This window comes from Acinetobacter nematophilus (genome assembly GCF_026344175.1).
Lineage (GTDB): Bacteria > Pseudomonadota > Gammaproteobacteria > Pseudomonadales > Moraxellaceae > Acinetobacter > Acinetobacter nematophilus.
On record NZ_JAPKMY010000002.1, the window covers coordinates 97856 to 111760 of the forward strand.

General features: G+C 37.1%; 13 protein-coding genes. 9 read left to right on the forward strand and 4 right to left on the reverse strand.

Annotated elements, in window-relative coordinates; genetic code table 11:
* Nucleotides 1–3 precede the first annotated feature (3 nt).
* From OSH00_RS04180 to OSH00_RS04195, 4 genes are all read left to right on the forward strand, one after another.
* A complete protein-coding gene (locus OSH00_RS04180; RefSeq protein ID WP_266129380.1) occupies nucleotides 4–1239 on the forward strand; it encodes a dihydroorotase in 1236 nt (411 codons plus the stop codon).
* Between the two features lie 187 nt (nucleotides 1240–1426).
* Nucleotides 1427–2965, forward strand: coding sequence for an OmpA family protein (locus OSH00_RS04185; RefSeq protein WP_266129381.1), 1539 nt, complete (start codon nucleotides 1427–1429; stop codon nucleotides 2963–2965).
* 122 nt (nucleotides 2966–3087) lie between these two features.
* Nucleotides 3088–4125 (forward strand): DUF1311 domain-containing protein, encoded by a 1038-nt coding sequence (locus OSH00_RS04190; RefSeq protein WP_266129382.1) that lies wholly within the window; start codon nucleotides 3088–3090, stop codon nucleotides 4123–4125.
* 145 nt (nucleotides 4126–4270) lie between these two features.
* Entirely contained in the window at nucleotides 4271–5050 is a 780-nt protein-coding gene (locus tag OSH00_RS04195) for a Rossmann-like and DUF2520 domain-containing protein (RefSeq protein ID WP_266129383.1), read from the forward strand.
* Nucleotides 5051–5375: 325 nt separating this feature from the next.
* Here the strand turns inward: OSH00_RS04195 and OSH00_RS04200 are convergent, their stop codons facing one another.
* A complete protein-coding gene (locus tag OSH00_RS04200; protein ID WP_266129384.1) occupies nucleotides 5376–6779 on the reverse strand; it encodes an aminotransferase-like domain-containing protein in 1404 nt (467 codons plus the stop codon).
* 155 nt (nucleotides 6780–6934) lie between these two features.
* On the opposite strand from OSH00_RS04200, the gene OSH00_RS04205 reads away from it, so the two are divergent.
* Nucleotides 6935–7786, forward strand: a complete 852-nt coding sequence (locus OSH00_RS04205) for a hypothetical protein (RefSeq protein ID WP_266129385.1) — start codon at nucleotides 6935–6937, stop codon at nucleotides 7784–7786.
* 58 nt (nucleotides 7787–7844) lie between these two features.
* Here OSH00_RS04205 and trmB read toward each other — a convergent pair whose 3' ends face one another.
* The 3 genes from trmB to OSH00_RS04220 form a co-directional block, all read right to left on the reverse strand.
* Nucleotides 7845–8561: a tRNA (guanosine(46)-N7)-methyltransferase TrmB gene (gene trmB / locus OSH00_RS04210; protein WP_266129386.1), complete on the reverse strand. Its 717-nt coding sequence runs from the start codon at nucleotides 8559–8561 to the stop codon at nucleotides 7845–7847.
* 195 nt (nucleotides 8562–8756) lie between these two features.
* Nucleotides 8757–9311 carry a lipocalin family protein gene (locus tag OSH00_RS04215; protein WP_266129387.1) on the reverse strand — a complete coding sequence of 185 codons (555 nt, stop codon included), beginning with the start codon at nucleotides 9309–9311 and terminating at the stop codon, nucleotides 8757–8759.
* Nucleotides 9312–9482: 171 nt separating this feature from the next.
* Nucleotides 9483–10370 (reverse strand): LysR family transcriptional regulator, encoded by an 888-nt coding sequence (locus OSH00_RS04220; RefSeq protein WP_266129388.1) that lies wholly within the window; start codon nucleotides 10368–10370, stop codon nucleotides 9483–9485.
* A 93-nt stretch (nucleotides 10371–10463) separates the two neighbouring features.
* Between OSH00_RS04220 and OSH00_RS04225 the strand changes: the two genes are divergently transcribed.
* The 4 genes from OSH00_RS04225 (at nucleotide 10464) to OSH00_RS04240 (ending at nucleotide 13896) form a co-directional block, all read left to right on the forward strand.
* Nucleotides 10464–10886 carry a PACE efflux transporter gene (locus OSH00_RS04225; protein ID WP_266129389.1) on the forward strand — a complete coding sequence of 141 codons (423 nt, stop codon included), beginning with the start codon at nucleotides 10464–10466 and terminating at the stop codon, nucleotides 10884–10886.
* Between the two features lie 242 nt (nucleotides 10887–11128).
* Entirely contained in the window at nucleotides 11129–12388 is a 1260-nt protein-coding gene (locus tag OSH00_RS04230) for a putative DNA modification/repair radical SAM protein (protein WP_266129390.1), read from the forward strand.
* Nucleotides 12389–13168 carry a TIGR03915 family putative DNA repair protein gene (locus OSH00_RS04235; protein ID WP_266129391.1) on the forward strand — a complete coding sequence of 260 codons (780 nt, stop codon included), beginning with the start codon at nucleotides 12389–12391 and terminating at the stop codon, nucleotides 13166–13168.
* 197 nt (nucleotides 13169–13365) lie between these two features.
* Nucleotides 13366–13896 carry a Type 1 glutamine amidotransferase-like domain-containing protein gene (locus tag OSH00_RS04240; RefSeq protein WP_338150152.1) on the forward strand — a complete coding sequence of 177 codons (531 nt, stop codon included), beginning with the start codon at nucleotides 13366–13368 and terminating at the stop codon, nucleotides 13894–13896.
* The last annotated feature ends 9 nt before the right edge of the window (nucleotides 13897–13905 follow it).

Consider the following 13905-nt stretch of genomic DNA (forward strand, 5'->3'; position numbering starts at 1 on the left):
GTCATGAGTATTGTAAAAATTGAAAATGTACGTGTCTTAGACCCCATCAGCAAAACTGACCGCGTACAAACTGTTTATCTGCAAGATGGAAAATTGGTAGACGCTTCCGATGATGTTGGGAAAACTATTGATGGGCAAGGCAAATGGCTGATGCCAACCATGGTGGATTTATGTGCACGTTTGCGTGAACCAGGGCAACAACAACATGGGACCTTAAAATCTGAAGGTAAGGCTGCTCGTGAAAATGGTATTCTACACGTGTTTACGCCTCCTGATTCTCAACCGATTGTGCAAGATAACGGTGCTTTGATTCATGGTTTGGTTGAAAAAGCCATGTTGGATGGTGGCATTCACTTACAGGTGATTGGTGCGCAAACGCAAGGTTTAAATGGTAAACAACCTGCCAATATGGCGGGTCTGAAAAAGGGTGGCTGTACAGCTGTTTCTAACGCTTATGCAACCTTTGAAAATGATGATGTGGTGCTTCGTACATTGGAGTATGCCGCTGGCCTGGATATGACAGTTGTGTTTTATCCTGAAGAACATCAAATTGCCAAAGACGGATGTGTGCACGAAGGCTTTATTGCTTCTCGTCAAGGTCTGCCCATGATTCCTGCTTTAGCTGAAACAGTCGCTATTGCAAAATATTTATTGATGATTGAAGCCACAGGCGTTAAAGCCCATTTTGGCTTACTTTCAAGTGGTGCATCGGTAGAGTTGATACACATTGCTAAACAGAAAGGTTTGCCAGTCACTGCGGATGTTGCTATGCATCAACTGCATTTAACCGATCAATTGATTGATGGTTTTAATTCACTTGCACATGTACGGCCTCCATTACGTGCTGAAAAGGACAAGGAATTACTTCGCAAAGGGGTCAAGGATGGAGTAATCGATGCGATTTGTACCCACCATGAGCCTTTAAGTGGTTCAGCGAAATTAGCACCGTTTGCTGAAACTTTACCTGGCATCAGTGCATTTGATACTTATGTGTCTTTTGGCGTTCAATTGATTCGTGAAGGTTTATTTGAACCTTTGGAATGGGTTGAAAAAGTAACGTCAGCGCCTGCAAAAGTTGCGAACATGACTGAACGCTGGGTGAAAGAGTCAGGTTGGGCATTGGTTGATCCTGACTTGGAATGGGAAGTGAACAAGGACAGCATTTATTCAAATGGAAAAAATACGCCATTAATTAATCAAAAAATGTTAGGTAAAGTTGTGGCAACTTTTATGGCTTAATCTAGAGTATTGTTCATCTCTAATCAGTTTAAAAAGTCAGCATAAGCTGGCTTTTTTAATAAATATAAAACATTTATTGCTACAAAAAGATATTATAAATATCAAAAATTAACCACTAGAATAAAAAATGATCAATAAATGATTCTAATGCGACAAACACAACAATGATATAGGAGTGTCCAGAATTATGAATATTATTGAGCTTTTAAAACAACAAGTGACAACAAAAGTTTTACAGCATGATCAACAGTTTCAAGATGAAAAAATCGCTGCCTTAGGTGCGTTTTTCCCTATATTGCTCACAATCTTTAAATCCAAACCTGAACTGATTAGCACACTACAACAAAATCTGAATCCCCGACTCGCTGACATTTTCAGTTATCGTCCGGAAACGGTAATCCAATTTCTTGATCTGGTTCGGGGTAATGCACCCGCACAAGATATTGAAAACACGTTGAATCATGCCATTTCTCCAACATTGTCTTTGCTTGCAGATCAGGCAGGGTCAGACAATAAGCATGAAATTTTTGATTTGATCAAGGCGCAGTGGGGGAATATCCAAGCTGCGTTGCCTGCATGGGCTGGAGGACTGTTTACAGCACTTGGACTGAGTGTCGGTGGCTTGAGCTTTGCATCCAGTGCAGAAGCTGTACCTGTTGCAGAAACGGTCATACCACCTGTAGAGCCTGTTGCACCGGCACCGGTGGAAATTGTCGCACCTACACCTGTACCACCGATTAGCCCAACCCCGGTTCAAGATGAGCCAAAGAAATCAAATTGGCTGTTGCCCATCATTGCCTTGTTGGTGATTGCAGGTTTAGCCGCACTATTATTTAAGCAATGTAGCAGTAAACCTGCTGTAGTCGGCGAACCTGCAACTGGCAGCGCAGCTTCACAGGCTGTTGTGGATTTACAGGCTGCTGAATTTCAGCTTTCCACAGATGCCCAGGGTAAGCTGGCAAATTGTCAGGCACAATCCAGTAGCCAAACTTTGCTGGACCAATTAAAAGGTGCTGTGACTGCTGTTTTCGGTCAAGCAGATCAGTGTCAGATTACTGCCAATACCGCTTATGCTGGTGATTTGCCTGATCAAAATGCAGTTCATCAAGTGTTAACAAAAATCAAAGGAATTCCAAATATTTCGTTGGCATGGATAGGGGATCAACTTACTGTTCAAGCACCAGATTTAGCTCAAGCACAAAAATTGGCTGACGAGTTAAAGGGGATTATTCCGAATGTACATATTACAGCAAACCAATCAACCACGAATCTACCTGCATCGGATGCGACAGCAAATGTCGATACCAGTAATTCACAAGCTGATCAAGCATTGTCAAATATTCAAGCAGAAACTGCCAATGTGAATGATATTGCCGCAGCCTTAAATCTTCAGGTAATTAACTTTGCAACTGGCTCTACAGCTATTCCTGATGCGAATAAAGCCATTTTGGATAAAGCAGCAAGCTTGTTAAAACAGCTTCCTGATGCAAAACTTGTGGTCAAGGGTTTTACCGATAATGTTGGGAATGCTGCTTCAAATAAAACCTTATCAGAAAAACGTGCGAAATCCGTTGTCGCTTATTTAGTTGAAAAAGGAGTGCATAGTTCTCAGCTCACTGCTGAAGGACATGGTCAGGATAATCCGATTGCAGATAATTCAACCAAGGAAGGACAATTTAAAAACCGCCGAATTGAGTTTGAAGTGGTGGGGGCAACAACACCTTAAAATTCTCATCATATGAAATGAATAAAAAAGCTTCTAGATAAAGAAGCTTTTTTATTTTTTACTCGAAAATCACATCAATTTTTGTTTAAATGGCGCAGATAAAAAAGATGATTGGATAAACAATGAATAAATCCTTTAGCCCTTTAGTTTTAATTGCAGCCCTTTCGAGTTCTTTGCTATTGTCAGGATGTGATTATTTTAAAAAGAAAAAAGATGACAACAATACAGCACTAGCTGAGTGGAGTTGTACCAACCAAGGTAATATTGATCAAATTCAGAAATTTTTAAAAGATGAATATTTACGACAAGTTTCAGACAATATTGCCAATTCTGGTTATGAAGCAGATCAAGCATTGTTGCAAAAAATCAATAATGGTCTGAAATTTGAAGTCAAAAATGTACGTACTCTTAGCGATGATTCGAGTAAAACCAATCAGTTAGAGTGTGAAAGCCAACTGGTTGTGCAATTTCCTAAAGGTTTGCAACAGCGTGCTGAAAATGCCTATGCTGAATATGGGCAAGATTGCCGTAGTGAAGAATGTGAAGGTGAAGGTTATCGTACACTTCGAGAATATATTGAAGCTGGTGAGTCTAGACTGGTGCTTGGTAATGATCAGCTGAAAGGCAAATTCAACTATAATGTGGTCAAAACAGATAAAGATGGTCTTACCTTGGATGTGTTGAATCAAGATGCAATCATTCAAGGTGTAAGTTTTGTGACTGTAAAAGCAGTGCAATATGCTGCGTATATTAAAGAAAATAAAGATATACGTGAACGTCAGCAAGAAAATCAGATCGAAAATGCGGCGCAGACTGAACTTGCTCAAAAAGCCATGGATATCCGTAAAAAAGAGTTGGATGAAGAAAAAGTCAAACAAGTTGATCGTTTAAATCAGACTTGGGATAGTTTAACGGAAGAAGCAAAGGCGCAGCTCAAGCAAGATCAAGCAGAATGGTTTGAAAAACGTGATGTAGACTGTAAGGTGATTTCACAAAAAAGTTATAGTGAACTTCCTGAAAGTGAAGTTGAGACCTATCAGCAGCAGCGCCAATACTGGGACGATGCAATGTCTCAGCAGAATAAAGAAATGCAATATACCAAGTGTTTTAACAAGCGAACTGCTGAACGCATTATTTACCTCAATAATGCGTTGAATTAATCGCATTATATTCAGAACTGTTTGAATGTTGGTTATGCCATAGAATGCATTCAGATTATTGCTGTAAAAGATAAGTAGAGGGATGAATTGATTCATCCCTTTTTTATTGGCATGCTGTGGTCTAATTTAAATTTAAGTTGTTGCTATGCGTATTAGTCTCATTGGTTCGGGTCGTGTTGCGACTCATCTCGCTCGGAAACTGTCACAACAACATGACATTGTACAGATTTATGCTCGTCATTTAACCTATGCAGAATCATTGGCATCTGAAGTAAATGCTCAAGCGATTGAACAGCTAGAACACCTTGATCCTAAAATTGATCTTTTGATTATTGCGGTCAGTGATCAAGCAATTTCACAAGTGATTCAATCTGTTCCTTCAGAATTGGCTGAAGTTCTGATTGTACATACTTCTGGCAGTACCCATTTAAATGTTTTGACAGAGTATCATCAAAAATCAGGGGTTTTTTATCCTTTACAGACATTTAGTTTTGATCGTCATGTAGATTGGAATACGACCCCTTTATTTGTCGAAACTGAATTGGATGATGATTTGGCGATACTTACAACTTTAGCCAATAGCCTAAGCAATCGTATCTATCACTATACTTCAGCGCAACGTTTGACTTTACATTTGGCAGCCGTGTTTGCATGTAACTTTAGTAATTATTGTTATGATATGGCAAAACAAGTGGTTGATGCTCAACATGTTGATTTCAGTCTGTTATATCCTCTGATGATCGAAACCGCACATAAAGCCACCCAGAATGATCCCGTCGTAATGCAGACTGGACCTGCAATGCGTGGTGATCTGAATATTTTAAATATGCATCAAAATATGTTGGAACAGCAAGGCAGTGTGGATCTAAGCGATGTTTATGGTTTACTCAGTCAACAAATACAAAAAAAACACTCACTGGAGTAAGCTGAGTGTTTGCTGTAGATTGGATGCACAAATGGTTTATCATTTAATGATAGCAGCGTGATCTGCACCAATGGTGACGATGACTCCGATGCAAAATAGGCTACAGTAGATAAAAAACCAGATAATCATTCGTTTAAAGGCTTTGTCCGAAATAGAACTATCCGCATATTGTGGTTTTTTAGGGCTTTTGTCATCATTCATCGCAAAATCTCTTTCTGCTTAATATGATTGAATTATGACGAAATGAATTGTTATCGCGTAGATACAAAAAATTAGAAAAAAAATATAACAGATAACATCAGAAACACATCATCTGTTATAAAAATTAGCCTTTGACGGCTGCTTCAATGATTTGAATTAAGTGATCAAGTGCTTGAATCATTTTTTCATTTAATTCAAATGAGCAATTGATTCGAATAAAATTGTTTTGCTGATTGGTGATATTAAATAAATTACTTGGTGCAATACTGACGCCTTTCTCCAACATTTGATGATAAACATCATTGCTATTCACGTGTTCTGGCAATTCGATCCATAGAAAATAACCTGAAGGATAATAATTTACATGGCATGATGTGGGTAAATGAGCTTTGAGATAATTAAAATATTGTTTTTTATAACGTTGTAATGTTGAACGCAGTGTTTTTAGATGTTTCTCATAATGGCGATGGGATAAGTATTCAACCAGGGCATTTTGAATAAATGAGTTGACTGAAAGAGTACTCATTAGTTGAGTGTGTTGAATATGTTCTGAAAATTTTCCTGCATAGACCCAGCCTATTCTAAAGCCGGCTCCCAGTGTTTTAGAAAAAGATGAGCAGTGTAGAACCCAGTTTTGCTGATCAAAATATTTCATGGGGAGCGGTTTTTTTTGACCATAGTAAAGTTCTTCATAGACATCGTCTTCAATGAGATAAATTTGATGAGTATGCAAAAGTTTGGCGAGCTTGAGTTTAATCTCATCACTTACAGTGAAGCCAATTGGATTCTGACTATTCAACATCATCATACAAACTTTGATCTGATATTTCAGAATGGCGTGTTCAAAAGCCTTTAAATCAATGCCATACTCAGTATGTTCAGGAATCGTAATCACTTTTAAGCCGAGACGTTCAGCTGCTTGCCACGCGCCATAAAACATGGTTTCTTGTAATAGAATATAATCTCCAGCATGCGTCAGTGCTTGTAATGAAAGATTTAAGGCATCCAATCCACCAGAGGTGATCACAATATCCGAGGGATCAGTTGGGATACCTTGCATAGCGTATTTCTGTGCAATAATTTTACGCAGTTGATAATTTCCCGGCGGTAAACTGGGTGTTTGTTCATAACTGCGCCGTTGTCTTGCAAGTTGTCCGAGCGATTGAATGAGCTTGGCTGAATATAGCAATTGGCTATTTGGAAAGGCAGAACCCAGTGGAATGATATTTTCAGATTGTATCGATTTTAAATATTTAAATACCACTGAGTTGATTTCAATGGTTTCATTGATGCTATGTAGGGTTTTGCTGTGTTGAGAAGATTGCTCAACCACAAAATAACCAGACTTTTCTTTTGAATAAATCAAACCCTGCGCTTCAAGTTCTTGATAGGCATTCATGACTGTAATCAGGCTGAATCCAGATTGTTCAACCTGCTGTCGAAGTGAAGGGAGTTTTTCATGTGCTTTCCATGTCCCATTTTCAATCAATATTTTAAGGCTGTGCGCCAGTTGTTCAGATTTATACATGGTGTTTTTCAAGACAAGGTGTCAAATAACTATAACAGATCACATCGCTTCAACTCTATCTGTTATATATTTTTTATAAATATTTGTGGCTATAATTATTGATGATTTGTTTTCAGAATAGTTTTACTTGAGGTGGTAAAAAGTGAGTTAGAGAAATGTTTATAACAACCCAGTTGAATGTGCTTACACAGTTTATATCTGATCATGCCTGTTCAACGAAGGTGATAAATCAATTAAATCAGAAATTTGTCAATTTTGAAGCGACATTATTACGTGCCAAAGTGCTACGTGAATTTTCTGAAAAAAGACATATATCGATTATTCAATCTGAAATGACCACCGATCAAACGGATTTTGCCTATTTGTTTGCGCCATTTATATTGGCAAATTTAAATCAAACTGTTTTGTATACCTCTCCATTAACAGATCAACTCCAAGACCTGCTCAAGCCTTATTATCAAATTGAAAAAACCATCAATTTAACGGAAAAAGATGAAACAGTATTAGAAAGCTTAAAATTACGTCTTGATTTTCAGGATCAAGCGTTAATCAAACAGGATTTTATTTGTTTTGAACTGTTCAAGGCACTCACACAGTCTGAAATACAGACTATTTTTTTAATTACAGATCATCCGATCGATATCCATGGTCTATATGAAATAGAATGTTTTTTTAGAGTCAGAATTTTTCTGATACGCCCGCAAGATCATCAATCTCAGCGCTCATTTGAATACCAAGTTGATCATTTAAACATGCAGCAATTACTTTTTAAATATAAAGATGCAGCACATATCGAACTGTGTCGAGTGTTCTCCGAAATGAACGCAAGAATTTTAAGTTTATTAGGGCTTTATGATATTTATCGAGCACAGAATCTGGTCGAAGATATGTTTTATTCTGAACACATTTATGAAAAGTTGTCTGTGTATGCTGAATATATGCAAACAAAACTACAGAACAATGTGCTGAGTCCGAAATTCAAGTCTATATCAAGCTTAACGATATAGAAAGGAAGAAAAGCTGTAACAGGAGTCACAGCTTTTCTGGATAATGATGTCTTTCAGTTTAGTTTATTTTTTTGAAAATAAAGTCATTGATTTTATGACCGGATTCAATACCGCGGCGTTCAAATTTAGTTTGTGGGCGCCATTCTGGACGAGGATAACTATTGCCTTTTCCTGCAAGATTTTCTAGACGAGGACGATTGTCTAATACATCAAGCATCCATTCAGCATATGGTTCCCAATCTGTTGCTGCATGAAAAGTACCACCAACTTCAAGTTTTTCTTCCACCAAGGGCATACGGTCATGAGAAACAAAACGACGTTTGAAATGACGTTTTTTCTGCCAAGGGTCTGGAAAATAAAGCTGAACAGTATTAATGCTATTATCAGGCATTTCACGTAGCACCTGAATTGCATCAGCATCTAAAACACGAAGATTTTTGACTTCAGCCATCCCTGCTTCATATACACACTGCGCAATACCTGGAACATGAACTTCAATTCCAACAAAATTACGCTCAGGATTGGCTTTTGCCATCAACACTAAAGAACGGCCCATACCAAAACCAATTTCAACAGTCAGTGGGCGTTCAGGATGATCGAAATGTTGTCGCAAATCACCAACAGGGTATTCCAGAATTAACTCACGATGTTGCTCTAGTGCGGTACGTTGTGAAGTATTGAGCGGCGACGATCTACGCATAAACGTCACAATTTCACGGTGTTCTTGTAAATTGTCTAAGTCAACAATTTGTGCTTCGATTTGATCGTTTGACATGATTTTGGTAATACTGGAAATCTAAAAGGCGTATTGTAAGACCTGAGCATGCCAAGTCAAATTTTTTATGGTTGGGCTGATGCAGTGGAATCAAAAAAATAAGTCTGATGGCGAATGAACAAAAGTTGAGTAAGTAAAAATTTGCTTATTCGCCAGCTTGAACCATCATGCTTTTATAAATTTTCCAAGTATTGACTATTTTTGCTGGGTATAAATTAAATCTTTTAAGTCAAAGCCTAAATGTTGTGCATAATTTAAATATTCCTCAGCAATAACAGGGTCAAGTGTTTGAGAGCGGCTCAGTAACCAAAGATATTTTTTATTGGGTGTCCCGACCAAAGCCACTTGATAGTCTTCATCAATTTTTAGAATCCAATAATCACCGCGACCTACAGGTAACCACCGCAAAGCTTTTGGTAAAAATGTAACTTTTAATTTTGAATTTACAGGTGCATTTTGTACTTTGGCGACACCAATAGATTGTTGAAGTTTTCCATCTCGACTATAACAAGTATTATCAACTCGAATTGTTCCATTTTCATTTAATGCATAGTGCGCACTTACGTTGTAATCACATTTTTTCTGAAAATAGAGGGGTTTGCGCGCAATTTCATGCCATTGCCCCAAGTATTTATTTAAATTGATATCTTTAGCTGTTGGGATTTTTTCATGTTCTGAATGCGCGAAAGCAGCAACACTGAGTAGTGCAATTCCACTGACTAAAGTAAATAATCTTAATTTATTATTCATAACAACCCCTTATCTGTTTTGACCATTGATTCAATATACCTAATGATGGACGAATGTGAATTATCTATTGTAAATTTACTTACCAATCATGTAATTGAATGACGATGTGATAGAAAGTTCTGAGTTTTGGTCTAGATTGGTATGATAAATTTAATCATCTTAAAAATTGTTCTATTCTAAACTTTGTCTGATCAGTTCGATCAGTTCTCGAGTAGCTTTAGGAAGTGCCTTGTCTTTGAGCCAAATTAAATAAATTGGAACAGAAAGTTGGTTGTAAGTATTTTTAAAATTAATTTGAATTAAACGACCATCTTCAATATGCGTTTTGACCAGGGAGTATGGAAAATTTCCCCATCCTAATCCTGCTTCAACCATATCAATGGCGGTGTGTAGATTATTGGTTCTCCAGCAAGATGCACCAATAACGGGTCTTAAGTCAGCAATATCTAAATCCATACTTGCCACAATAATTTGACGAATATGAATGAGATCTTCGATATAAATAGGGTGGTTTTGCTGTGTGACTAAATCGTGTTGAGCCGAAATCGTTGCAACGACGGTTTCCAGACTAACCAACTGTAAATGCTCCTGCATTTTAATATTCTGTCCAGAACCCGCCAAACAGATACTGATTTGCTCAGAATACAATAAATATAGAATATCATCTTGTGGCGCGGTAATGATTTCGATATTTAATAGTGGATATTTGGATGCAAGTTGATCAATTGCACGCAAAAGCTTCTGATTATTCACATCCGATACCACACCTATTTTTAATATACTTTCGAGCCCTAAAGAAAGTTCATAGGCATGTTTGCTCAGTTGTTTTAATTGTTCGGAAATAATACGAGCCTGTGGAGCTAATGCCAGTGCAGTAGCGGTTGGAATGACTTTACGTGGCGTTCTCTCAAAGAGTGGTAAGCCTAATTCAGCTTCAATATTGGCGATTCCCATACTTACTGCTGAAGGGACTCTATTCAAGGCACGAGCGGCAGCTGAAAAAGAACCCGTATCCATGACCTTGACAAACAACTCAATATTTTCACTGGTGAAATGCATAGTTTGGTATCAGCCCAACTGAAAGCTATTATCTTTATCTATTATTATAACTGAAATTAAAATAGACGTTCTTAAAAAATTTGAGGATGATTTATGCAAGGGCTTAAACGTCGAGTGATTTATGTAAGTAGTTATGAAATCATCGGATTGACAATTTCATCTTTGGGTCTTGCATTACTTTCAGGAACACAATTGAGTCATACGGGGCCATTGGCGATTTTTATTACGACCATTGCTGTGAGTTGGAATTTTATTTATAACCTCATTTTTGAGTCTTGGGAAAAACGTCAGCTTTCACGCCAACGTACTGTCAAACGTCGTATTGCTCATGCAATCGGCTTCCAATTGACCTTAATTGTATTTTTAATCCCATTGATTGCATGGTGGATGAAAATCAGCTTTCTCGATGCATTTCTGTTGGATGCAGCATTGATTGTGATTATTCCGATTTATACCTTTGTTTTTAATTGGTTATTTGACCGAATCTTTGGGTTGCCCCTGTCTGCACAAACTTAAAAGAATATTGACGTTAATTTTGAATTTTTTGCCCATCAGCATGGGTGGGCAATGCTTAAACATTCTTAATTCATTTTATATTTCTAGTTTTTATTTAGAAATTTGAGTAGATAAATTACTATAAAAATAAAGGATTATAATTTATACGTCAGCTCATGTCGTGAAGATCATCGAACCAATATTTTCCAAGCATTTGAGTTTATATAATGACTAAAATTCATTGGTAAAATTGAGTTTAAGTCATGACAGAACGTATCAGAGAAAAATTGCAAATTTTGGCAGATGCTGCGAAGTATGATGTCTCATGCTCATCCAGTGGAAGTCAACGTAAAAATAAAGATAAAGGACTTGGAAATACTGGTTCTGGAATTTGCCATAGCTATACCGAGGATGGGCGATGTGTTTCCTTACTTAAAATCTTATTTTCTAACGTATGTATTTTTGACTGCTCTTATTGTGTTTCTAGACGCTCAAATGATGTTAAGAGAGCAGCCTTTACTGTACAAGAAGTCGTAGATTTAACCATTAATTTTTACAGAAGAAACTATATTGAAGGACTGTTTTTGAGTTCAGGAATTTTTAAATCTGCTGATTACACTATGGAGCGTATGTTGCAGGTGGTGAAAAAACTACGTTTAGAAGAAAATTTCAATGGCTATATTCACCTTAAAACCATTCCAGGTGCATCACAAGAGATTATTCATGAAGCTGGGCTTTATGTTGATCGTATGAGTATTAATTTGGAAATGCCAACTGAAGAAGGACTAAAAAAGTTTGCACCAGAAAAGACGCATGATGAGGTACAAAAAGATTTAGCTATTGTTCGAGATCGATTGATTCAGTTTAAAGATGAAAGAAAAATTATAAAGTCTGTACCAAAATTCGTCCCAGCGGGGCAAACCACACAAATGGTGGTCGGTGCGCATCATGAAACTGACCAAGATATTATCCTCATGGCTGATCGTCACTATAAAGAATTCAAACTTAAACGGGTTTATTTTTCAGGGTATATTCCGATTAATGATCAAGAAAAAGCATTGCCTGTTGTCGGTTCTGCACCTCCACTATTACGAGAGAATCGGCTGTATCAGTCTGATTGGTTAATGCGCTTCTATGGTTTTGAGGCAACAGAAATTGTCAATGAACGGCATCCGAATTTAGATTTGGATATTGATCCCAAACTGAGTTGGGCATTACGTCATCCTGAACAGTTTCCAGTAGATATCAATCGTGCTGAATATAGAATGATATTGCGTGTACCTGGGATCGGTGTACGTTCTGCTAAAAAAATTGTTCAGGCTCGACGCTTTGGTAAGATTCATATTGATCAAATCAAGAAAATGGGAATAGCATATAATCGGGCTGTTCATTTTATCCGCTGTGCTGATACGCCTGCATTTGTAAAAGATCAATTGCCGAGTCAGATTCGTCATCAAATATTACAAACAGGGCAGTCAAAATATACGCAGCAACTTTCACCGCAGCTGGACCTTTTATTTTAGATGGCAAAGTATCTTTTCGATGGGACCATGACGGGATTGTTGTGCTGCGTATTTCGTGCTTTTCAGTTTAAAGAATTAGATGTCATGGTTGCCAGTCAAAACAGTCTTCAGTCAAGTTTGTTGGACGAAACGATTGTCGTAGAGTCTAATGAAATTCAGGCTGATCGCGTTTGGAAAGCGTTTAAGCAAAAGGTTTCGTCTCATACACTACGTAATTTTTATTATACTTTCTTATCTGAGCAGGAAAGTGCATTTCAACATTTATTTAATTTGAGTATTTACGTATTTTCAGCCCATCGACCTGTCGATGCGGACTACGGTCATGCTGATGTGCTTGCAGTTTCAAAATGGGCGAAACAAGTGGGGCGTGAAAAGCACCGTATGGAGGCTTTTGTCCGTTTCAAAAAGTGTAAAGATGAATTGTTTTTGAGTTTGGTACGTCCTGACTTCAATGTTCTTCCTTTAATTGAAAGGCATTTCAAAGCAAGATATCAAGATCAACGTTGGCTCATTTATGATGAGTTACGAAATTTCGGCATATATTATGACCTAGAAAATGTCCATCAAGTCAGTATGAATGTATTTGATATTGATCAAAATATTGCAAAGGGAACCAGCCAAGATTTTAGTATTGAACTGGATGATAGTGAAATCCTCTATGATCAGCTTTGGAAAGATTATTTCAACAGTGTCAATATTTCTGCACGTAAAAATATCAAACTTCATATTCAATATGTTCCTAAACGTTATTGGCGCTATATGAATGAGAAGCTGATTTGAGCCTTGTATGTTTATATAAACTCAGCAGTTTTCTTTGCTATGATGAGCTTGAATTTATTTTAATGTCTTCATTTAAGATTTTAAATTACTTTTAAAAATTAAAAATATTTTATATCACCTGAAAATAGAGCGTTCATCATGAAAAAACTTTTTTGGCAGCATCTTTTGCAGATGTTTATTTGGATTTTGCACAGCATATGGATCAGAATTTAATCGGTAAATCGGTGACATTTATCCCTACTGCGAGCAAACCTGAACAGACTACATTCTATGTCGAAGAGGATAAAAAAGCCTTTGAAAAGCTAGGTATTCAGGTTGACGTTTTAAATATTGATGAGCAAGACATTCAGTCAATTGAAACAACGCTAAATAGAAATGACTTTATTTTTATTTCAGGTGGCAATACCTTTTATCTTTTACAAAAATTAAAACGATCCCAGGCTGACAAAGTCATTTGTAATTTGATCAATCAGGGAAAACTTTATATAGGCAGTTCCGCGGGTTCTATCGTATTGGGACCTGATTTGGAGTATATCAAAACGATGGATGATGCTTCAAAAGCACCTGATTTGCTGAATACTCAAGCATTAGGTCTGATCAATTTTTCAATTTTACCGCATTTTAAAGATGAACCATTTTCAGAAATTACCACACAGATATTGAATGAATTTTACTTCAAACAGGTTTTAGTTCCACTCACCAACCAGCAATTTATTTATATCAATTGATTATTTTTT